This window comes from Enterobacter cloacae complex sp. I2 (assembly GCF_014896205.1).
Lineage (GTDB): Bacteria > Pseudomonadota > Gammaproteobacteria > Enterobacterales > Enterobacteriaceae > Enterobacter > Enterobacter quasihormaechei.
In genome coordinates, this window is the sequence record NZ_JADBRA010000013.1 from 36714 (window position 1) to 58786 (window position 22073).

21 protein-coding genes are annotated in these 22073 nt (G+C 56.6%); 15 read left to right on the plus strand and 6 right to left on the minus strand.

Features of this window, described 5'->3' with window-relative positions; all coding sequences use genetic code 11:
* The first annotated feature begins 76 nt into the window (after window positions 1–76).
* The 4 genes from IM300_RS12745 (at window position 77) to rimL (ending at window position 4642) form a co-directional block, all read left to right on the plus strand.
* Complete coding sequence (locus tag IM300_RS12745; protein ID WP_193036775.1) at window positions 77–1255, plus strand: pyridoxal phosphate-dependent aminotransferase; 1179 nt, start codon at window positions 77–79, stop codon at window positions 1253–1255.
* 1 nt (window position 1256) lies between these two features.
* Complete coding sequence (locus IM300_RS12750) at window positions 1257–2030, plus strand: ABC transporter substrate-binding protein (protein ID WP_193036777.1); 774 nt, start codon at window positions 1257–1259, stop codon at window positions 2028–2030.
* A 357-nt stretch (window positions 2031–2387) separates the two neighbouring features.
* Complete coding sequence (locus tag IM300_RS12755; protein ID WP_063866746.1) at window positions 2388–4043, plus strand: glucan biosynthesis protein D; 1656 nt, start codon at window positions 2388–2390, stop codon at window positions 4041–4043.
* A gap of 59 nt (window positions 4044–4102) precedes the next feature.
* Window positions 4103–4642, plus strand: a complete 540-nt coding sequence (rimL, locus tag IM300_RS12760) for a 50S ribosomal protein L7/L12-serine acetyltransferase (protein ID WP_112792297.1) — start codon at window positions 4103–4105, stop codon at window positions 4640–4642.
* Here the strand turns inward: rimL and ydcK are convergent.
* Complete coding sequence (gene ydcK / locus IM300_RS12765; RefSeq protein WP_193036779.1) at window positions 4637–5617, minus strand: YdcK family protein; 981 nt, start codon at window positions 5615–5617, stop codon at window positions 4637–4639. The genes rimL and ydcK overlap by 6 nt on opposite strands.
* Window positions 5618–5738: 121 nt before the next feature.
* Here ydcK and tehA point away from each other — a divergent pair, with 121 nt between their 5' ends.
* Both tehA and tehB read left to right on the plus strand, forming a co-directional pair.
* Complete coding sequence (tehA, locus tag IM300_RS12770) at window positions 5739–6737, plus strand: dicarboxylate transporter/tellurite-resistance protein TehA (RefSeq protein WP_193036781.1); 999 nt, start codon at window positions 5739–5741, stop codon at window positions 6735–6737.
* Window positions 6734–7327: a tellurite resistance methyltransferase TehB gene (gene tehB, locus IM300_RS12775; RefSeq protein WP_193036783.1), complete on the plus strand. Its 594-nt coding sequence runs from the start codon at window positions 6734–6736 to the stop codon at window positions 7325–7327. Before tehA ends, tehB begins: the two co-directional genes overlap by 4 nt.
* On the opposite strand, the gene pepT is transcribed toward tehB, so the two are convergent.
* Window positions 7324–8553: a peptidase T gene (gene pepT / locus IM300_RS12780; RefSeq protein ID WP_193036785.1), complete on the minus strand. Its 1230-nt coding sequence runs from the start codon at window positions 8551–8553 to the stop codon at window positions 7324–7326. The genes tehB and pepT overlap by 4 nt on opposite strands.
* 111 nt (window positions 8554–8664) lie before the next feature.
* Here pepT and IM300_RS12785 point away from each other — a divergent pair, with 111 nt between their 5' ends.
* Both IM300_RS12785 and IM300_RS12790 read left to right on the plus strand, forming a co-directional pair.
* On the plus strand, window positions 8665–10260 hold the full coding sequence (locus IM300_RS12785; RefSeq protein WP_193036887.1) for an ABC transporter substrate-binding protein: 1596 nt from the start codon (window positions 8665–8667) through the stop codon (window positions 10258–10260).
* Window positions 10261–10395: 135 nt separating this feature from the next.
* On the plus strand, window positions 10396–11070 hold the full coding sequence (locus IM300_RS12790; protein ID WP_193036787.1) for a DUF3313 domain-containing protein: 675 nt from the start codon (window positions 10396–10398) through the stop codon (window positions 11068–11070).
* A gap of 33 nt (window positions 11071–11103) precedes the next feature.
* On the opposite strand, the gene IM300_RS12795 is transcribed toward IM300_RS12790, so the two are convergent.
* Window positions 11104–12000, minus strand: a complete 897-nt coding sequence (locus IM300_RS12795) for a DMT family transporter (RefSeq protein ID WP_112792302.1) — start codon at window positions 11998–12000, stop codon at window positions 11104–11106.
* A 174-nt stretch (window positions 12001–12174) separates the two neighbouring features.
* Between IM300_RS12795 and IM300_RS12800 the strand changes: the two genes are divergently transcribed.
* The gene (locus tag IM300_RS12800) at window positions 12175–13047 is read left to right on the plus strand and encodes a helix-turn-helix domain-containing protein (RefSeq protein WP_107535337.1); all 873 of its coding nucleotides are present in this window, start codon (window positions 12175–12177) and stop codon (window positions 13045–13047) included.
* Here IM300_RS12800 and IM300_RS12805 read toward each other — a convergent pair.
* On the minus strand, window positions 13027–14193 hold the full coding sequence (locus IM300_RS12805) for a benzoate/H(+) symporter BenE family transporter (protein ID WP_193036789.1): 1167 nt from the start codon (window positions 14191–14193) through the stop codon (window positions 13027–13029). The genes IM300_RS12800 and IM300_RS12805 overlap by 21 nt on opposite strands.
* Before the next feature lie 91 nt (window positions 14194–14284).
* Here IM300_RS12805 and IM300_RS12810 point away from each other — a divergent pair, with 91 nt between their 5' ends.
* Window positions 14285–14812, plus strand: coding sequence for a helix-turn-helix domain-containing protein (locus IM300_RS12810; protein WP_063866735.1), 528 nt, complete (start codon window positions 14285–14287; stop codon window positions 14810–14812).
* Between the two features lie 80 nt (window positions 14813–14892).
* The gene (locus tag IM300_RS12815; RefSeq protein ID WP_107535340.1) at window positions 14893–16857 is read left to right on the plus strand and encodes a U32 family peptidase; all 1965 of its coding nucleotides are present in this window, start codon (window positions 14893–14895) and stop codon (window positions 16855–16857) included.
* Here IM300_RS12815 and IM300_RS12820 read toward each other — a convergent pair.
* A complete protein-coding gene (locus IM300_RS12820) occupies window positions 16854–17087 on the minus strand; it encodes a DUF2554 family protein (protein WP_193036791.1) in 234 nt (77 codons plus the stop codon). The two genes, IM300_RS12815 and IM300_RS12820, sit on opposite strands and share 4 nt — an antisense overlap.
* Window positions 17088–17330: 243 nt before the next feature.
* Here IM300_RS12820 and IM300_RS12825 point away from each other — a divergent pair, with 243 nt between their 5' ends.
* Window positions 17331–17693 carry a hypothetical protein gene (locus tag IM300_RS12825; protein ID WP_015570547.1) on the plus strand — a complete coding sequence of 121 codons (363 nt, stop codon included), beginning with the start codon at window positions 17331–17333 and terminating at the stop codon, window positions 17691–17693.
* Between the two features lie 148 nt (window positions 17694–17841).
* On the opposite strand, the gene ftrA is transcribed toward IM300_RS12825, so the two are convergent.
* Window positions 17842–18840, minus strand: a complete 999-nt coding sequence (ftrA, locus tag IM300_RS12830) for a transcriptional regulator FtrA (RefSeq protein WP_193036793.1) — start codon at window positions 18838–18840, stop codon at window positions 17842–17844.
* A 73-nt stretch (window positions 18841–18913) separates the two neighbouring features.
* On the opposite strand from ftrA, the gene IM300_RS12835 reads away from it, so the two are divergent.
* The 3 genes from IM300_RS12835 (at window position 18914) to urtA (ending at window position 22056) form a co-directional block, all read left to right on the plus strand.
* Window positions 18914–19330, plus strand: coding sequence for a rhodanese-like domain-containing protein (locus IM300_RS12835; protein ID WP_063866732.1), 417 nt, complete (start codon window positions 18914–18916; stop codon window positions 19328–19330).
* Between the two features lie 150 nt (window positions 19331–19480).
* Complete coding sequence (locus IM300_RS12840; protein WP_193033744.1) at window positions 19481–20584, plus strand: cobalamin-independent methionine synthase II family protein; 1104 nt, start codon at window positions 19481–19483, stop codon at window positions 20582–20584.
* A gap of 200 nt (window positions 20585–20784) precedes the next feature.
* Window positions 20785–22056 carry an urea ABC transporter substrate-binding protein gene (urtA, locus tag IM300_RS12845; RefSeq protein WP_063451344.1) on the plus strand — a complete coding sequence of 424 codons (1272 nt, stop codon included), beginning with the start codon at window positions 20785–20787 and terminating at the stop codon, window positions 22054–22056.
* Window positions 22057–22073 lie beyond the last annotated feature (17 nt).

The window sequence follows — 22073 nt, forward strand, 5'->3', positions numbered from 1 at the left end:
TGACAACAATTCGATTGTCCCGACAGCGAAGTTGTTGTTTGAATAGTTATGCATTCACCATGAGAAGGGACAGAGGATGACTTTGAAAACGCCGGTGCAGACACGCTCCAAATTGCCGGATGTGGGAACCACCATTTTTACCGTTATCGGCCAGCTTTCTGCCCAGCATAACGCGATCAACCTTTCTCAGGGTGCGCCGAATTTTTCCTGCGACCCAAAACTGATCTCCGGCGTGACCCGCGCCATGGAGGCAGGCCATAACCAGTACGCGTCCATGACCGGGCTACAGCCGCTTAAGGCGCGCATCGCGTACAAAATTGCCACACTCTACGGCACGCACTATGACCCGGCCAGTGAGGTGCTGGTGACCGCCAGCGCCAGCGAAGGGCTTTACTCGGCCATCAGCGGGCTGGTTCATCCTGGCGATGAGGTGATCTATTTCGAACCCTCCTTTGACAGCTATGCGCCGATTGTCCGTCTGCAAGGGGCGAAGCCGATCGCCATTAAGCTGACGGTACCCGATTTTGCCGTGAACTGGGACGATGTGCGGGCGGCCATCACCCCGCGCACGCGGATGATCATCGTTAATACGCCGCACAACCCGAGCGGACAGGTATTTTCGGCCGCCGATCTGCACCAGCTGGCGGCGCTGACGCGCCACACCGACATCATCATTTTGTCTGACGAAGTGTATGAGCACGTCGTTTTTGACGGCGAGCCACACCACGGGATGGCGACGCACCCGCAGCTGGCGGAGCGCAGCGTGATAATTTCTTCCTTCGGAAAAACCTATCACGTGACCGGCTGGCGCGTGGGTTATTGTGTGGCGCCCGCGGAGCTGATGGATGAGATATGTAAGGTCCATCAATTTTTAATGTTCTCTGCCGATACGCCAATGCAGTATGCGTTTGCAGAACATATGGCCGATCCGCAAACCTGGCTGTCGCTGGCGGCGTTTTATCAGCGCAAGCGCGATCTGCTGCAAAGCCTGCTGGCCGACTCGCCGTTTACGCTGCTGCCGAGCAAAGGATCGTTTTTCCTGCTGGCTGATTACAGCGGCTTCAGCGACGAGCGCGACAGCGAGATGGTGAAAAGGCTGATTGTCGAGTGCGGGGTTGCCACTATTCCGCTGTCGGCGTTTTATGCTGATGGCACGGACAATAAACTGATTCGTCTCTCTTTTGCGAAAGATGAGGCGACGTTACGGGCAGGTGCCCAGGCCCTGTGTCGGATCACACCACGTTCAGGAGTTTAAGATGAAATTACGCGCGTTAGTTGTCGGCATGGGGCTGCTGTGTTCATTTTCGTCAATCGCCGCCACCGAGTTGCGGTACGGTCTGGAGGCGGAATATCCGCCGTTTGAAAGCCGCAATGCGTCAGGGGAGCTGGAGGGCTTTGACGTAGAGCTGGGAAATGCCATCTGCAAAGCCGCCGCGCTGAAGTGCAGCTGGGTGGAAACCTCGTTTGATGCGCTGATCCCCGGTCTGGTGGCGAAAAAGTTCGACGCGATTAACTCGGCGATGAACATCACCGAGCAGCGTCGCAAGAGCATTGACTTTACTCAGCCCATCTATCGCATTCCCTCCCAGCTGGTGGGCAAAGCCGGCTCTGCGGTAGAGGCCACGCCGGAAGGGCTGAAGGGCAAAACCATCGGCGTTCTCCAGGGTTCGATTCAGGAAACCTACGCCAAAGAGCACTGGGAAAAGCACGGTGTCACCGTGGTGTCTTATAAAGATCAGAATATGGCGTGGGGAGATTTGCTGAATGGCCGCATCGACGCCTCGCTGGTGATGTCAGCGGCCGGGCAGGCGGGTTTCCTCAGCAAGCCGCAGGGTAAAGGGTTTGGCTTTATCGGCAAACCAGTGTCAGACGACACGATCCTCGGCAGTGGTATCGGCTTTGGGCTGCGTAAGGGGGATGAGGCCACCAAAAAGCAGCTTGATGCCGCCATTGATAAAGTACGTGCCGATGGCACGATCGCTAAACTGGCTGATAAGTACTTCGCGGGTATCGATGTCAGCGTAAAATAACCGCCTCGTTGGTCCCGGCTGTTGATGTCCAGCCGGGACACTTTTAAATACACTTCATCCTTCAGGCTGCCTCTGCGTTGGCTACGTCTGTTCACCCCAGTCACTTACTTGAGTAAGCTCCTGGGGACTCTCAGACTTGCCGCCTTGATCCAGCATGAATGATTTCGTGTATTTACTGTTTTTTACACCACTTTCAGGCCGTTCTGGTCGACAGAAAATATTTCCTGGTTTGTTCAGATAATCACCCGCCAACAATTGGATTCTTAACCGTTTTTGTTTAGGCTGTGCGTTCTTTCTTGCCGTCATTTCGCCGCGTGCGAAACACATTCACACGACCATAAGGACGTTTTCTCAGGCATGAATCGCAGACGTTTTCTCAAAGGTTCCCTGGCAATGGCTGCCCTGAGCGGCACTTCTGGCCTTGCTTCTCTGTTTTCCCAGGCGGCGTATGCTGCTGATTCCGATATTGCCGACGGTCAGAGCCGCCGCTTCGACTTCTCCGTTCTGCAATCCATGGCGCACGATCTGGCGAAAACCCCGTGGGGCGGCGCGCCGCGTCCGCTGCCGGAAACGCTGGCCACCATGACGCCGCAGGCGTACAACGCCATTCGTTACGATGAGAAGCAGTCGCTGTGGAATAACATTGAAGGTCGTCAGCTGGACGCCCAGTTCTTCCATATGGGGATGGGGTTCCGCCGCCGTGTGCGCATGTTCTCGCTGGATCAAACCACCTCTCAGGCGCGCGAGATCCACTTCCGACCTGAGCTGTTCAGCTATGGCGATACGGGCGTGGATACCCGCCAGCTGGAAGGGCAGAGCGACCTCGGGTTTGCTGGATTCCGCGTATTTAAAGCGCCGGAGCTGGCGCGACGCGATATCGTTTCGTTCCTGGGCGCGAGCTACTTCCGCGCGGTGGATGATACCTACCAGTACGGCCTTTCCGCGCGTGGCCTGGCGGTGGATACCTTTACCGACACCCCGGAAGAGTTCCCGGACTTCACCTCCTTCTGGTTTGAAACCGTTAAGCCGGGTGATACCACCTTTACCGTGTACGCGCTGCTGGACAGCCCGAGCATTACCGGTGCCTATAAGTTCGTGATCCATTGCGAGAAGAGCCAGGTGATCATGGACGTCGAAAACCACCTCTACGCGCGCAAAGCGATCAAGCAGCTCGGCATCGCGCCGATGACCAGCATGTTTAGCTGCGGCAACAACGAGCGCCGCATGTGCGACACCATTCATCCGCAGATCCACGACTCAGACCGTCTGGCGATGTGGCGCGGCAACGGGGAGTGGATCTGCCGACCGCTGAACAACCCGCAAAAGCTGCAATTTAACGCGTTTCAGGATAAGAACCCGAAAGGCTTTGGTTTGTTGCAGCTTGACCGTGACTTCTCCCATTATCAGGACGTCATGGGCTGGTATAACAAGCGACCAAGCCTGTGGGTCGAGCCGCGCAATAACTGGGGCAAAGGCTCCATTGCCCTGATGGAGATTCCGACAACCGGCGAGACGCTCGATAACGTGGTCTGCTTCTGGCAGCCGGAGAAGCCGGTGCAGGCGGGCGACGAACTGGACTTCAAATACCGTCTTTACTGGAGCGCGCAGCCACCGGTGCGTTCGCCGCTGGCAAACGTCTACGCGACCCGTACCGGTATGGGCGGCTTCCCGGAGGGCTGGGCGCCGGGTGAAAATTACCCGAAAGTGTGGGCCCGTCGCTTTGCCATTGACTTCGTCGGGGGCGATTTGAAGGCCGCCGCACCGAAGGGCATTGAGCCGGTGATCACGCTGTCCAGCGGTGAAGCGAAGCAGGTGGAGATCCTCTACGTCGAGCCGTTCGACGGCTATCGCATCTTGTTTGACTGGTATCCAACCTCTGACTCTACCGAGCCGGTCGATATGCGCCTGTTCCTGCGCTGTCAGGGCGACGCCATCAGCGAGACCTGGCTGTATCAATACTTCCCGCCAGCGCCGGACAAACGTAACTACGTTGACGACCGGATTATGCGCTAGTCATTTTGGGATTGTGCCGGGTAAGCGTTAGCGCCACCCGGCAATTAATAAGAGGCACTATGTCTTCAGAAATTATCCCCGTTAACCAGGATATTGAGCTTCGCGCCGTTGAAGAACGTTATACCGCCGATCTGCATAACCTCGTGATTAAAAACAAAACCTGGCTGCAAACCGCCTTTGACTGGGCGCAGCATGTCGGCAGCGAAGAGGACACGCGACGCAACGTGCAGAGCAACCAGATGCTGCACGAGCGCGGTTACGCCAAAATGTTCCTGATTTTCATGAACGACGCGCTGGTGGGCGTGCTTTCCTTTAACGCCATCGAGCCTGCGAACAAGGCCGGGTACATTGGCTACTGGCTCGACGAAGCGCATCAGGGGCAAGGCATTCTCTCTCAGGCGCTCCAGGCGTTTATGCGCTATTACGTTGAGCGCGGCGAGATCCGCCGCTTTGTCATTAAATGTCGCGTAGATAACCAGAACAGTAACCGTGTGGCTCAGCGCAACGGTTTTGCGCTGGAAGGATGCCTGCGGGAAGCGGAAATGCTCAATGGCCGCTACGATGACGTTAATCTTTACGCCAGGCTTTTCCCGCTATAGTGCCCCCAGCAGCGGCGTTCGGGTGATCCGCGTGTCGCCGTTGATCACTTTAGATCCCCGGACGTGAATGCTTTCACCCTCAAGCGCCTCAATAACCGCATCGTCTGAAATTTCCACCTGATGCTCAATCAGTACATCGCCACTGATACGCGCCCGGCCCTGAATCACGACGTGGTCGTCAATCAGGATCGGCCCGCCGCGCAACCACGCCTCGCCGCCTATCAGCACGTGATGTTTAATAACGCAGTTGCCTTCGACGAGGGCGTTTTCCGCAACCTGTGAACTGTACCGCAACGTCGGGATTGCATCGTCCTCTGAGCCGGCCAGCAGGCGGGCGTTGCCGTACACTTTGGCGCAGTCGCACACCCAGACGTTATTAAGCGCGTTGCCCTCAAGAATGGCGCGATCGAACACCTCCGCGCGATGCTCTACAAAGGCCCAGGTCACCATGGCATCGCCGTAAATTTGCGCCTGATGCACAATACGCGACTGGCTGACCGTGGCGCTGTCGTAGATTTGCAGGATCTGTTCGCGGTCGGGCGTAAGCCCTTTGGCTGCGATCACCATGCTGTTATGCAGCACCCGCGCATCACCTGCGATGCGGCATTCCCCGCGCACCGTAGAGTGCTGGATGGTGACGTTGTCACTTATTATCGCGCCGTGACTCACCTCGGCGGCGTCCAGCCAGCTGTTGCCGCTAACGTGTGCGCGGTGGCTTACGATGCAGGGCTGGGTAAGACGGGCATTACCGGATACCCGGGCATCGGCAAACACCACGCTGTTTTCATCGTAAATCCAGCAATCCCCGTCCTGTGCGAGGGCGTTCTCATCTTCAACCCAACCGCCTTTTGTCCCGCGGGCAACATCGTTAAAATCGTCCACGGCAACAATCTGTCTGAGGGGCGTTGTGCACGGCGTGGTCCCGTCCTGCCAGCGCCACAGACGCGTTTCATTGCTAAGCCGATATTTTGTCATCGTCTGATCCCTGAAAAGCCTTTCACTAAACGTAGCAAACTTTTGGCTTGTCGAAGTGCTGGCGTCGGTACGGGAAACCCCTTAAAATGGCATTTCAAATACATTTTAAAGTTTAAAAAAAATGCATAATGAAAACCAACGCGTTCTTAACTTGCCCGCCGGGTACTTTGGCATGGTATTGGGTACCATTGGCATGGGGTTCGCCTGGCGTTATGCCAGCTCTGTCTGGCCGGTTACGCGCTGGCCGGGAGAGATCCTGGTGGCGCTGGCGGTGACGATCTGGTTCTTTTTGAGCGTAGCGTTTCTCACCCGTGCGGTACGGTTTCCACGCAGCGTGCTGGCAGAGATGCGACATCCGGTGATGAGCAGTTTTGTCAGCCTGTTTCCCGCCACAACGATGCTGGTGGCCATCGGCTTCGTGCCGTGGTACCGCCCGATGTCGCTGGTATTATTTAGTGTGGGCGTGGTGATCCAGCTTGCGTATGCCGCCTGGCAAAGCGCCGGGCTGTGGCGCGGTAAGCACCCGGGAGAGGCGACAACGCCGGGCCTCTATCTGCCGACGGTGGCGAACAATTTTATTAGCGCGATGGCCTGCGGCGCGCTGGGTTTCCACGATGCCGGACTGGTGTTCCTTGGCGCCGGCGTCTTTTCCTGGCTGAGCCTGGAGCCGGTCATTTTGCAGCGCCTGCGCAGCGCTGGCGAACTGCCCGCAGCGCTTCGTACCTCGCTCGGGATACAGCTTGCGCCAGCCCTGGTGGCCTGTAGCGCCTGGCTTAGCGTCAACGGCGGCGAAGCGGACACCTTCGCCAAAATGCTGTTTGGCTATGGCCTGTTGCAGCTGCTGTTTATGCTGCGTCTGATGCCGTGGTATCTGTCGCAGCCGTTCAACGCGTCGTTCTGGAGCTTCTCGTTCGGGGTCTCGGCGCTGGCGACTACCGGTTTGCATCTTGGGCAAAGCAGCCCGTCAGGGTTCTTTCACGCCCTTGCTGTTCCACTGTTTATTTTCACCAACGTCATCATCGCGATGCTGCTGGTCCGTACTTTTATCTTGCTGATGCAGGGCAAACTTCTGGTGCGCGCTGATAAGGCACTGCTTATGCAATCTGAGGAAAAACAATGACTGTCGATGAAAACTACTTTACCGAGAAATATGGTCTGACCCGTACGCACTCAGAGGTGCTACATAGCGCGAATATTGTTAAGCCGGGTAAAACGCTCGATCTCGGTTGCGGAAATGGCCGTAACAGCCTTTACCTGGCGGCCAACGGCTATGACGTGACGGCGTGGGATAAAAACCCGATGAGCATCGATAACATCGAGCGCATTAAGGCGGCGGAAGGGATTACGAATCTGCAAACGGCGATTCAGGATCTGAACAGCCTGACCTTTGACGGCGAATATGACTTTATTCTTTCTACCGTCGTATTGATGTTCCTTGAGGCGAAAACCATCCCTGGTCTTATCGCCAATATGCAGCGCTGCACCAGGCCGGGCGGCTATAACCTGATCGTTGCGGCGATGGATACCGAGGATTATCCGTGTACCGTTGGTTTCCCGTTTGCGTTCAAAACCGGTGAACTGAGCAACTATTACCAAGGCTGGGAGCTGCTCAAGTACAACGAAGAGGTGGGTGAACTCCACCGTACCGATGCCAACGGGAACCGTATCAAGCTGCGCTTCGCCACCCTGCTTGCACGCAAGCCCGCTTAACGCGCGGCCAGCAGACAGAGTTGCAGGGCGGTGCGGTAGGACGCCTCGAACGACGACAGCGGTAAAAACTCAAACTTTGAATGGAAGTTATGGGCGCCGGTGAAGAAGTTCGGGGTGAGCAAGCCTTTGGCTGACAGCGCTGCGCCGTCCGTGCCGCCGCGCATCGGCGTTGGCTTGGGCGCGATACCGAGCGATTTCATTGCCTCGAACATCAGGTCGATGGCGCGGCGATCTTCACCAATCGCGTTGCTGATATTGCTGTAGGTGTCCTCAATGCGGACTTCCACATTTGCCGTAGGGTGCTGCGCGGCTATTTGCGCCGCCACATCGGCAATTTGCTGCTTGCGGGCGGCAAAACCCTCTTTGTCGAAATCACGGATGTTGGCTTTCAGCACCGCTTCGTTTTGCCCGGCCTGGATGCCGTTAAACCAGATGTAGCCCTCGCGCCCTTCGGTGCATTCCGGAGTTTGCTGGCGATCGAACTGGTTGATGAAGTCCGTGGCCATCAGGAGCGGGTTGACCAGCACCCCTTTGGCGGAGATCGGGTGAGCGGTTACGCCGGTAAAGCGAATGTCTGCCGCTGCCGCGTTGAAGTTCTCATAAACAATTTCCCCCAGTTCGCAGCAGTCGATGGTCCAGGCAAAATCGACGTCGAAGCGCTTCAAATCCAGCGCTTTCGCACCGCACAGGCCAATCTCCTCGTCAGGCACAAACGCCACCACAATATCGCCATGCTTATGCTCTGGCGTCAGGTTTTCCAGTACCGTCATAACCACGGTGACGGCCGCTTTATTATCTGCGCCTAATACGCTGGTTCCGTCGCTGAAAATAATCTCTTCATTAGGGTAAGCCAGAATTTCCGGATGCTCTTTGACGCGCAGCCAGATCCCTTTCTCTTTATTCAGGCAGAGATCTTCACCCCTAAACGTTAATATTTGCGGATGAATATCCGGAGATAAACCGACGTCTACCGTGTCGATATGGGTAATAAAACCAATGCGCGGCGCACCCGCGACATTGCCTTTTTTCACGGCGGTAACGGTAGCGAATTCATCAATCACAATGTCGTCCAACCCCAGCTTTTCCAGCTCGTTCGCCAGTTCCCGCGCCATGTCGTGCTGGCCCGGCGTGGAGGGCAACGTTTTCACTTTTGGATCGCTCTGGCTGGTAATGGCGAGATAACGAAAAAAGCGACGGGTTAATTGTCTGGAGAGTTCAGAGCCCATAGTGTTTCCTTCTGTATTTATTTTTCATGTGTTTGCGCCTTCACTTTAATGTTATTTATGGAACGGCAAAAGAAGTAATTAGCCGTCGAATTAAAAAGACAGGAAATAATGATGAAAAGCACATTCACAACGATAACGCTGGCGCTCGCTGCGCTGACGGTCAGTTCCACCGTCGCGGCAAAAACGCTGGTGTACTGCTCTGAAGGATCGCCGGAAAACTTCAATCCTCAGCTATACACCTCGGGAACCAGCGTGGATGCCAGCGCCGTACCGGTTTATAACCGTCTGGTCGATTTCACACCCGGCACCACCGAACTGGTGCCGAGCCTGGCCGAAAGCTGGGAGGTGAGCGAGGATGGCAAGATCTACACCTTCCACCTGCGCAAAGGGGTGAAATTCCACAGTAATAAGCTGTTTACGCCGACGCGCGACTTCAACGCGGATGACGTGATTTTCTCGTTTATGCGCCAGAAGGATGTGAATCATCCTTACCATAACGTCTCGAACGGCAGCTATTCCAACTTTGAAAGCCTGGAGTTTGGCAGCCTGATAACGGCCATCGACAAGGTTGACGAGCACACCGTGCGCTTCACCCTGGCGCACCCGGAAGCGCCGTTTGTCGCTGACCTGGCGTGGTATTTTGCCTCCATTCTGTCGGCGGAATATGCCGATGCCATGCTGAAAGCGGGCACGCCAGAAAAGGTCGATATGCAGCCGATTGGCACCGGTCCGTTTAAGCTGGCGCAGTACCAGAAGGATTCCCGCATCCTCTTTACCGCCTTCCCGCAATACTGGCAGGGGAAATCGAAGCTGGATCGTCTGGTGTTCACCATCACGCCGGACGCCTCGGTGCGTTTTGCCAAAGTTGAGAAGAACGAGTGCCAGGTGATGCCGTTCCCGAACCCGGCGGATCTGCCGCGTATGAAGGCCAACAAAGACATCAATCTGATGAGCAAGGCCGGCCTGAATACCGGTTTCCTGGCGTTTAACACGCAAAAGCCGCCGCTGGATAATCTGAAGGTGCGCCAGGCGCTGGCGATGGCGATTAATAAACCCGCCATCATTGACGCGGTGTTCCACGGAACCGGCACGGCGGCGAAAAACCTGCTGCCGCCTGGCGTCTGGAGTGCCGACAGCACGCTGAAAGACTACGATTACGATCCTGAAAAAGCGAAAGCGCTGCTAAAGGCGGCGGGATTTGCCAACGGCGTCAGCATCGAACTGTGGGCCATGCCGGTGCAGCGGCCCTATAACCCGAACGCGAAACGGATGGCTGAAATGATCCAGGCGGACTGGGCGAAAGTAGGCGTACAGACCAAGATCGTGACCTATGAATGGGGCGAATACCTGAAGCGCGTGAAAGGAGGGGAACATCAGGCCGCGCTGATGGGCTGGACAACGGCGACAGGCGATCCGGATAACTTCTTCGGGCCGCTGTTTACCTGTACGTCCGCCAACGGTGGGTCGAACTCGGCAAAATGGTGTTATAAGCCCTTTGATAACCTGATTGCCGAAGCCAAATCGATAACAGATCGCGAAAAACGCGTGGCGCTGTACAAGCAGGCGCAGCAGATGATGCACGATCAAATGCCGGCGGTGATGATTGCCCACTCGACCATTTTTGAGCCGGTCCGTAAAGAGGTCACGGGTTATGAAATCGATCCCTTCGGCAAGCACCTGTTCTGGCAAGTGGATCTGAAAGAGTAATAGTTATACTGCCCGGTTTCGTCCGGGCACTATTTTCGCTATTTGTGCTGTCTTCGTCATTTTTTGCCACACCACATCTCCCCATTTTTTGTTATAACTTCAAGTGCATACTTGCAGATAACATGGAATACCATCATGCGTACTCAGACTTTTTTTAAAGTTGCAGTGCTTTCTGGCCTGTTGGCCCTTTCAGGCTGCGCGTCAAAAGTCGCAGCCCCCGAGCAGTATTCAGGCTTTTTAAAAGATTACTCAGGCTTGCAGGAGATGACATCTGCAACCGGGAAGCCAACCCTGCGTTGGGTTGATCCTTCCTACAATGAGGCGAATTACGACAGCATTATCTGGACGCCGATTACCTATTACCCGGCGCCAAAACCGACCACTCAGCTTGGGCAAAAAACGCTTGATGAGGTGTTGAGTTATACCAATACCAAACTGAAAACCGCGATTGGCCAGCGTAAGCCGATTGTGACGACGCCAGGCAAACATAGCCTGATCTTCCGTGGCGCCATCACCGGTGTGAGCTCGGACAAAGAAGGTTTGCAGTTCTATGAAGTGATTCCTGTCGCGCTGCTGGTTGCGGGAACGCAGATGGCAACTGGCCATCGCACCATGGATACGCATCTGTTCTTTGAAGGCGAGCTGATCGATGCGGCCACGAACAAGCCGGTAATTAAAGTTGTTCGTAAAGGTGAAGGTGAAGAGCTGGCAAATGAAAATACGCCGATAGGCTTCGCCACGCTGAAACAGGTTGTGGATGACATGGCGACGGATGCCACCATGTTTGATGTTCATCAGACTGCAAAATAATCAACACGGCCTGCACCTTCGCAGGCCGTTTTTCTATGCCGTCCGCAGGCGTCGGAACCAGGTTTCCGGCTTGGTAAACATCACCATATTTCCCCCCAGTATCAGCAGTAAGCCTGCGATTCCGTTGAGATGCCACACGTAGCCCTCGTAGATTGTTGAAATTGACAGGGCCACCAGCGGGAACAGCAGGGTGCTGTACGCGGCTTTACCGGGACCAATGCGGCCCACCAGCGTAAAGTAAGCCCCGAAGGCAATCACCGAGCCAAACAGCGCAAGATACAGCAGCGCCCCCATATAGCTCACCGTCCATTCCGGCATAAAGCTATCGCCCCTGAAGAGGGCGATAAGGCCCATCACAACGGTGCCATACAGCATCGCCCAGGCATTGGTGGTCATCGTTTCCAGCCCGTTGCGCTGATGGCGCATGCTGATCATATTCCCCAGCGAGAAGCCGTAGGTGCCGAGGGCAGAAAGCCCAATGCCGGTAAGCAACGACGCGCTCCAGCCGCTGGCGAGCAGATCGTTCCAGAACAGGGTAATGATCCCGATAAGCCCCAGCGCTGCCGCCGTCCAGAAGCGTGCGGGCGGGCGCTGGCCGAAGAAGATAAAGCTGTTGATGGCGTTATACAGCACGGCCATCGAGAAGATCACCGACTCAAGGCCGGTATTGATATGGGCGGCGGCGGTGTAAAAGCACCAGAAGTTAAAGCAGAATACGCAGCAGCCCTGAAGCAGGCAGTAGAGGTGATCCCGCAGTGCCAGCCTGCGCAGGCGGCGAAGGGCGAGGAGGACAATCATCATCGTGGCGCTGGCCACGGCAAAGCGCCAGAAAATGGAAACCGGGGCGGGAACCGGCCCCTGTTGCAGAAAAATGGCGATCCAGGTGGTGCCCCAGATAACAACGACCAGCCCATAGAGTAATGCGTTCATGGTTTCTCTCTTCTCATACCGCGAAAAACACCAGTGTGACGAAAGCGCGGGCGGGCGGCTTTCATCGGCTTGCGCCGGACTTGCACATTCTTGCGCTTTTTTCTCACGCGAACGCTGGTAACAGGCTGCAACACTTCATAGACTGACAGTCTGATTAATCACCTGTTTACGGCCATGTCTCTCGTTTACGACACCTTTGAAACGTTACGCCAACAAAATGCGGTGCTGCGGGAAACCGTCGCGCTCAATTCTGGCATTCAACTGGCGGCGTGGTACAACAAGCACGATACGATCACCGTAAAAAGCAACCACCATACGCTCAGCCTGTACGTGGCGGATGGCTATGAAAGCTATCAAAAAACCCCCGGAGGCTGGAAAAATGGCGGCGGGCCGGATCGTTTTTGCCTGATGCCTGAAGAGAGCGAATCGACGTGGGATATTCGTGACGACCTGTCGTTCGTCCACCTTTACTGCACCGATGAACATCTGCGGGACGTGGGGGAGAAAATCTGGGATAAACGACCGCTATCGCTGACGCTGGATGAAAAAATCTTTGGCAGCGATCCGAAAATCACCGCCCTCTATCGTCAGTTTTTGCTGGGCTGCGACTGGCAGCAAAACGCCAATCAGCTCACCCTGAGCACCGCGTCGACCTTACTGCTGACGCATTTAGTCCAGCATTATTCCAGCGTACAGTGGAAGTTACCGGTGGTCACCGGCGGGTTATCGCCGTTTGTGCTGCGTAACGTAGTGGCCTTTATCGAGGAAAATCTGGCGCAACCCTTAACGCTGGCGGAGCTGGCGGGTCAGGCCGCACTCAGCGAGTATCACTTCGCCAGAATGTTCCGCCAGTCGATGGGGCTGGCGCCGCATCAGTACGTCATGCAGCGCCGCATGGAGAAGGCCAAAGCGCTGGTGCAGCACACCACCACGCCGCTCACCGACATCGCGCTGGCCTGCGGATTCAACTCCGCCAGCCACTTCAGTAACCGTTTTCGCAGCATGACGGGGATGACGCCGTCCCAGTTACGCGCGACGAAGGCGTGAAAAGACCGCGTAACATAACCCACCCAGTACCAGCCCCCAGAAGGCGGAGCCAATCCCCAGGATCGTGACGCCGCTGGCGGCCATCAGGAAGGTGACGATCGCCGCGTCGCGCTCCGCTTCATGATTCAGCGCCTGATACAGACTGCCGCTAATCGTACCGAGCAGGGCCAGCCCGGCCAGCGTCTGGATCCCGCTCAGCGGCAGGGCGGCCATCAGCCCGGAAATCGAGCCGCCAAAAACCCCCGCCAGCAGATAAAACCCGCCTGCCGCCGCCGCGGCCAGCCAGCGCTTACCGGCATCCGGGTGGGCGTCCGGGCTCTGACAAATGGCGGCGGTGATGGCGGCGATGCAGATGGAATAGACGCCGAAGGGGGATAACACCAGCGCCAGCCCGCCGGTCGCAACGATAAGCGGTGAGACCGCCAGCGCATAGCCCGAAGCCTGCATGGTGGCGAAGCCGGGCGCATTCTGCGACGCCATGGTCACCAGAAAGAAGGGCAAGCCGATGCTTAGCAGGCTGGTAAACGTGAACGCAGGGGCAACAAATTCAGGCATGATAACCGATAACGTCATTTTATTCGTGACAACGTCACCTCCAGCCCAGGCCGCGAGAATGCCCACCAGCAGCGTGACGACAATGGCGTAACGGGGAGCCACGGCTTTGGCCACCAGCCAGGCGGCCAGCATACTGCCGCAAAGAAAAAGGTGCCCCTCAAGGTTGCTGAATGCCTTCAGGCCGAACTGTAACAGCACGCCCGCGAGCATAGCGGCGGCAAGCGAGTGCGGGATCAGCTTCATCAGCCGGGCAAACAGGCTGGTCACGCCGCACAGCAGGATCAGCGCATTTGCAAACATAAATACCCCGATGGTTTCCGCCAGCGTGACGCCATGCAGGCTGGTGGCGAGCAGCGCCGCGCCGGGCGTTGACCAGGCGGTCAGCACCGGCGCCTTGTACCACCACGATAATGCTAGCGTGCTGATCCCCATCCCGAGGCCCAGCGCGGTCATCCATCCGCCGATTTGCTGTGGGGTTGCGCCTGCCGCCGCGGCGGCCTGCCAGATAATAGCGGCAGAGCTGGCATAGCCCACCAGGACGGCAACAAAACCGGCCAGTACGGCAGGAAAGAGAGGGGCAGTCGATCGCATGGGAACTCCGTTGTGCGTTATAACGTCCGGCGTAAGGTATCACTGTGCGCTATAGCGTACAAGTGGTATGCTTCGCACAACGGGAGGAACCATGGATATTACGCAACACCTTGCCACTACACTGAAAGCGCTGCGTCAGGCGCGGGGCTGGAGCCTGTCGAAGCTGGCCGAAGAGACGGGCGTGTCGAAAGCGATGCTTGGGCAAATCGAACGCAACGAGTCCAGCCCGACGGTCTCCACCCTGTGGAAAATCGCCACCGGGCTGAACGTGCCTTTTTCGGCGTTTATTACCCCAGAGAGCGACCCGCAGGCGGTATTTGATCCGCAGCAGCAGGCGATGGTGGTGAAGCCGCTTTTCCCCTGGGACGACCAGCTCAGGTTTGACCATTTCTCCATCACGCTGTCGCCCGGCGCGCTGAGCGAGTCCACCCCGCACGAAGCCGGGGTGATTGAACACGTGGTGGTGATAAGCGGTGAACTGGAGATGCAGATCGACGGCATCTGGCGGACGATTTATGCTGATTCTGGGGTGCGTTTTGCCGGCGACAAACCGCACGCGTACCGCAACAGCAGCGCCCGGACGGTCCATTTTCACTCTCTGATCCATTATCCCCGCTAAAGCGTCGCAAAACGGTTTCACTGACACAGACTTCTGACTACAATAGCCGCCATTTTGACCATAACGGATAACGACGAAGTATGCGCCTGCACTCCCATCATCTTGAACTGCTCAGCCCGGCCCGCGACGCCGCCATTGCCCGTGAAGCCATTCTTCACGGTGCGGATGCCGTCTACATTGGCGGCCCTGGCTTCGGTGCCCGTCATAACGCCAGCAATAGCCTGCGCGATATTGCCGAACTGGTGCCGTTCGCCCACCGTTTCGGGGCGAAGGTGTTCGTGACCCTGAACACCATTCTTCATGATGATGAGCTTGAGCCTGCGCAGCGTCTGATCACCGATCTCTACCAGACCGGCGTTGACGCGCTGATCGTTCAGGATATGGGCGTGCTGGAACTGGATATCCCGCCGATTGAGCTGCACGCCAGCACCCAGTGCGATATCCGCACCGTTGAGAAGGCAAAGTTCCTTTCGGACGTTGGGTTCACACAGATTGTTCTGGCGCGCGAGCTGAACCTGAACCAGATCCGCGATATTCACCAGGCGACCGACGCCACTATTGAATTCTTTATCCACGGTGCGCTGTGCGTGGCGTATTCCGGGCAGTGTAATATCTCTCACGCCCAGACGGGGCGCAGCGCTAACCGGGGCGACTGCTCTCAGGCCTGCCGTTTGCCGTATACCCTGAAAGACGATCAGGGCCGTGTGGTGGCGTTCGAAAAACACCTGCTGTCGATGAAAGACAACGATCAGACGGCGAACCTCGGCGCGCTGATCGACGCCGGGGTGCGCTCCTTCAAAATTGAAGGGCGCTACAAGGACATGAGCTACGTGAAAAATATCACCGCCCATTATCGTCAGATGCTGGATGCCATCATCGACGATCGCGGTGATCTGGCCCGCGCCTCCGCCGGACGTACGGAGCATTTCTTTATTCCGTCCACGGACAAAACCTTCCACCGCGGCAGCACGGATTACTTTGTGAATGCGCGCAAAGGGGACATCGGCGCGTTTGACTCACCGAAATTTATCGGCCTGCCGGTGGGTGAAGTGCTGAAGGTGGCGAAGGACCATCTCGACGTTCAGGTTACAGAGCCGCTGGCGAACGGCGACGGTCTCAACGTGATGATCAAACGTGAAGTGGTCGGTTTTCGCGCCAACACCGTGGAGAAAACCGGCGAAAACCGCTATCGGGTCTGGCCAAACGAAATGCCTGCCGATCTCTACAAAGCCCGTCCCAACGCGGCGCTGAACCGTAACCTGGACCACAACTGGCAGCAGGCGTTGCTCAAGACCTCCAGCGAGCGCCGCATTGCGGTGGATATCGCGCTGGGGGGCTGGGAAGAGCAGCTGATCCTGACCATGACCTGTGAAGACGGTATCAGCGTGACGCATACCCTCGACGGCATGTTCGAGGTAGCGAACAACGCGGAGAAAGCGCTGAACAACCTGAAGGACGGCGTGGCGAAGCTGGGTCAGACCATTTATTACGCGCGCAATATTGAGGTGAATCTGCCGGATGCGCTCTTCGTGCCGAACAGCCTGCTGAATCAGTTCCGTCGTGAAACGGCTGAGATGCTGGATGACGCCCGCCTGGCAAACTATCCGCGCGGCAGCCGTAAGGCCGAAGCGGTGCCTGCGCCGGTTTACCCGGACACGCATCTCTCCTTCCTGGCGAACGTTTATAACCATAAAGCGCGTGCGTTTTATCATCGACACGGCGTGCAGCTGATTGACGCCGCGTATGAAGCCCATGAAGAGAAGGGCGACGTGCCGGTGATGATCACCAAACACTGCCTGCGGTTTGCCTTTAACCTCTGCCCGAAGCAGGCGAAAGGCAATATCAAAAGCTGGAAAGCAACGCCGATGCAGCTGGTGAATGGCGACGAAGTGCTGACGCTGAAATTCGACTGCCGTCCGTGTGAAATGCACGTTATCGGTAAGATGAAGAATCACATCTTCAAAATGCCGTCGCCTGGCAGCATTGTGGCCTCCGTCAGCCCTGACGACTTGATGAAAACCCTGCCGAAGCGTAAAGGCAGCTAACCCGGAAAGTGGGTATCGGGTTTGCGCGATTTCTGCCAGGCATGGCGCTCGCGCAACCCCTCCGCAGATTCCTCTGCCTCGCTGCGTAACGCGTCGCTGTCAGCTTCATGACGAAGCTGATGGTCGGCGTTTTTCACATACAAAAATACATGTCCTTTGTGCTCCGCCATAATCTGCCCTGAGAACAGGGCGCTTATCAGCAGCAGTAGCGACAACCCTTTTCTGACCATCCTTCATCCCCCAAATATACGCCAGGGTTATCGTAGGGATAATTTCATAGAGTAATTATTTGACTGTTCAAATTTGAGAAAAAAGACTGTCAAAATTTGTGATCGCAATACAGCGCATCTGAGACTATTCTTAAAAGCATTCTTGTCTTTGTAAACTCCCATTTCTGGTATGAAAAGAGCAGCTAGATTTATGGGGAAATCATTTACAATAAGATTTTTCTGGCTAAGGATTGGATCTAATAAATGAAAAAAATAATCGTGCTATCACTTCTGGGCGTAGTGGTTGCTGTGGGTGCTGCTGCCAGCATCTATTCAAACGAAGAACCAGAATATATTCAGTCAGCGAAAAGCCGCGTCGGATCGTATTTAACCAGTGATTACGGCCGCGTCGAATGTAATAGCACCCAGGTAAGTGAAGATCGCTGGGAGCTGGGCTGCACCAACAAGGCGAGGGGGAAAACCTTTCAGTTTGCCGTTTACCCATCCGAGCAGGCACCGTACGGAGTCTCTCGCGCGTTCTATCTCGAAGCGATTAATGATGATGCCCGCCAGAGCGCCGAGCAGGGGCTGATGCGTTATCTGCAAATTAATACCAAAGCGGGTTAATCGATTCGTTTATGCTTCGTTGAGGCTCACGGTGGTAGATTGCAGGTGATCCACATCCCGGTATGGAATACCGGAGCGTAGATACCAAAATACAAATCTATCCATGCAAGCATTTACCGCCAGAATATGGCGGTTTTTTTTTGCCTTTTTATCGGGTCGGCTGCAAAAACTGCTTTCGATATTGCGTCGGGGAAAGGGCATATTGCTGGCGGAAATGGTGGCGCAGCGTGGCGCTGAGTCCAAAACCGGTTTGTTCGGCAATATTGTCGATGCTGAGTCGGCTATTTTCGAGATAATCCTTCGCCCGCTGCAATCTCGCCGTCAATAACCAGCGCGCGGGCGTGGTTCCGGTCGCGTCCTGGAAACGGCGCAGAAAGGTACGCTGACTCATGCCAACCCGCAGGGCCAGCGACCCGACGGTATGTGGCACGGCAAGATGCTGATGAAGATAATCAAACAGCTGACCCAGGCGCTGACTTTCCCGTAGCTGAGCCACCGGCCGGCTTAGCTGCTGGGTTTGCGAGCCGTCTCTGTGGGGCGGGATCACCAGCCGATGCGCCACGCGGTTTGCCGCCTCCATACCGTAATCCCGGCGCACCACGTGCAGGCACAGATCGATCCCCGCCGCGCTGCCGGCGGAGGTAAAAATATCCCCCTCGTCCTGATACAGCACATCCTCAACCACGGTGACGGCGGGAAAACGTGATTTCAGCGCGTGCGTGTAACGCCAGTGGGTGGTCGCCTTGCGCCCGTTGAGCAGGCCCGTGGCTGCCAGCACAAAAACGCCAGAACAGATTGAGAGCAGCTGACAGCCGCGGGCGTGCGCCGCGCGTAACGCCTGACAAAGCGCCTCGGGTACGGGGGCGTCCAGCCCTCGCCAGCCGGGTACAACAATCAGATCCGCCGTCTCCAGCAGGTGCAGATCGCCATCGGCCAGAATGCGTATCCCGCCCGTTGCCCGGAGTTCGCCTTCATCCACGCTCGCCACGGCGAACCGATACCAGTCGTCGCCCATCTCCGGGCGCGGCAAGCCAAAGATTTCTACCGCCACGCCAAACTCAAAGGTGCACAAACCGTCATACGCCAGCACGACCGCGCGCGGAGGAGTGTGTCGTAAATTTGTCATCTTTTTGCTGTTTTCTGGCATAGGCGGAGGCATTCATGGGCTGTATTAAGGGATAGAGTAGTGTTAACACAAACACCATAAATGAGGAAGATTCATGAGCTATGTTACTGAATTTCCGGCTGCCGAGCCGCAGGAAGCCGTGGGGCATTTTCTGCGACGCTTAAGCGTAGAGACGGACTGCGCCGATGTGCAACACGCTATATCCAGCGGTGAGCAGGACTTCGCTCTGCTGCACGTGGTCGGGAAGCCCGAGCATTTTGCCCGGCGTCATCTGCCCGGCGCGCAGCATTTACCCTGGAGCCAGATTACCGCAGAGCGGATGAACGCGTGGCCGGCGGGCACGCTATTTGTCGTCTATTGTGCAGGCCCGCACTGCAACGGCGCGGACAGGGCGGCGCTGAAGCTGGCGCGTCTCGGTCTGCCGGTCAAGATTATGCTCGGGGGCATGACCGGCTGGGAGGATGAGCAGTTCGCGTTTGCAGGATCGTCATCATCCGGCTCTGGAACATGAATTTTTTTCAACACCGATGAAATTTTCTCGTTTGTCGGGAGGCAGGGGGTGTGACATTTTCTTAAGACGTTTAGACATCCAGAAGTCTAAAGGTTCAAGAGATGAATTATCACTGTGGGCAATTAACGCCGACAGACAAAGGAGATTTCCATGCAGCGACACCACGCCCCGTTCCGCGCCGATGTAGTCGGCAGCTTTTTACGCCCGGATTCCATTAAACAGGCGCGCCTGCAATTTGCCAGCGGTGAGATCGATGCCGGGCAGCTTCGCGCGGTCGAGGACGAGGCCATTCGCCACGTCGTTGAGCAGCAGTGCGCCTGCGGCCTGCACGTGGTGACGGACGGTGAGTTCCGCCGCGCCTGGTGGCACTTCGACTTCTTTGACGGGCTTCAGGGCGTGGAGCGTTATGACGCTCAGCAGGGCATTCAGTTCAACGGGGTGCAGACCAAAGCCCACGGCGTGCGCGTCACGGGCAAGCTGGGCTTTGGCGATCATCCTATGCTGGAAGACTTCCGCTACCTTAAAAGCATCAGCGGTAACGCGCAGCCGAAAATGACCATTCCGAGCCCGAGCGTGCTGCACTTCCGCGGTGGCCGCAAGGATATTGATGCCACCGTCTATCCGGACCTGAACGACTACTTTGACGATCTGGCGACCACCTGGCGCGACGCCATTCGGGCATTCTACGACGCGGGCTGCCGCTATCTGCAACTGGACGACACCGTATGGGCCTATCTCTGCTCGGAAGATCAGCGCCGCCAGATCCGGGAGCGGGGGGATGACGCCGACGAACTGGCCCGCATCTATGCCAACGTGCTGAACAAAGCGCTGGAAGGCAAGCCGGACGACCTGACCGTCGGGCTGCACGTCTGCCGCGGCAATTTCCGCTCAACGTGGATTTCAGAGGGCGGCTATGAGCCGGTGGCAGAGGTGCTGTTCGGCACGGTTAACGTCGACGCGTTCTTCCTGGAGTACGACAACGATCGTAGCGGCGACTTCGCGCCACTGCGTTTTGTGCGCCCGGGCAAACAGCAGGTGGTTCTGGGGCTCATTACCACTAAGCACGGCGAACTGGAGAACCCTGAAGGGGTGAAAGCGCGTCTGGAAGAGGCCGCGCAATACGTCGCGAAAGAGCAGATTTGCCTCAGTCCGCAGTGCGGATTTGCCTCCACGGAAGAGGGTAACAGCCTGAGCGAAGCCCAGCAGTGGGACAAAGTTCGCCTGGTGACGCAAATCGCCAGCGACGTCTGGTAACACCCTCCACAGCGCTGCATTAATACAGTGCAGCGCTGTACCATTCTGAGTCGTTTCCCGTCATCCTTCTCTCGCATCCCTTTAAAATCTAGCCTCTGCAACCTGGCACTCTTTTTGCTCTCCTGAAACTGACGTTACTTTTTCTGCGTCCAGGCGGTAACGGACGTCTTCGCACAGCTTTCTTTTTCAGGAGTGAAAATATGCACCGTCGTACCCTTATTAAAGCGTTCGCCCTGTCCGCATCCGTCGTCGCCATGGGCATGAGCTTTGGCGTCCAGGCCGCAGACACCATCAAAGTTGGGATTATGCACTCTCTGTCCGGCACGATGGCCATCTCAGAAACACCCCTGAAAGATGTCGCCCTGATGACCATCGATGAAATCAACGCCAAAGGCGGCGTGCTGGGGAAAAAGCTGGAACCGGTGGTGGTCGATCCGGCATCCAACTGGCCGCTGTTTGCCGAAAAAGCCCGCCAGCTTCTGAGTCAGGATAAGGTCGCGGTGGTGTTTGGCTGCTGGACGTCGGTTTCGCGTAAATCGGTTCTGCCGGTCTTTGAAGAGCTGAACGGTTTGCTGTTCTATCCTGTGCAGTACGAAGGTGAAGAGATGTCGCCTAACGTCTTTTATACCGGCGCGGCACCCAACCAGCAGGCGATCCCTGCGGTGGAGTACCTGATGAGCGAAGACGGCGGCAGCGCAAAGCGCTTCTTCCTGCTGGGTACGGACTACGTTTACCCGCGCACGACTAACAAGATCCTGCGTGCCTTCCTGCACTCGAAGGGCGTGGAAGATAAAGATATTGAAGAGGTCTACACCCCGTTTGGTCACAGCGATTACCAGACCATCGTTGCCAATATCAAGAAATTCTCCGCGGGCGGCAAAACGGCGGTGGTCTCCACCATCAACGGTGATTCCAACGTGCCTTTCTACAAAGAGCTGGCGAACCAGGGGCTGAAAGCTACTGACGTGCCGGTGGTGGCGTTCTCGGTCGGCGAGGAAGAGCTGCGCGGTATTGATACCAAACCGCTGGTGGGTAACCTTGCGGCGTGGAACTACTTTGAATCCGTTGATAACCCGACCAACCAGACCTTCGTCGCGGCCTACAAAGCCTACGCGAAAGCGCACAAGCTGCCGAATGCCGACACCGTGGTCACCAACGATCCGATGGAAGCGACCTACGTTGGCCTCCATATGTGGGCGCAGGCGGTTGAGAAAGCCGGTACGACCGACGTGGATAAAGTGCGCGCGGCAATGGCGGGCCAGTCCTTCAGCGCGCCGTCCGGCTTTACGCTGACCATGGATGCCACCAACCACCACCTGCATAAGCCCGTCATGATCGGCGAAATCGAAGGTAACGGCCAGTTCAACGTCGTCTGGCAGACCGAACAGCCGGTACGCGCTCAGCCGTGGAGCCCGTTTATCGCCGGGAACGACAAAAAGCCTGACCAGCCGATGAAAACCGCCAGCAACTAAGCCAACACCCAGGGAGA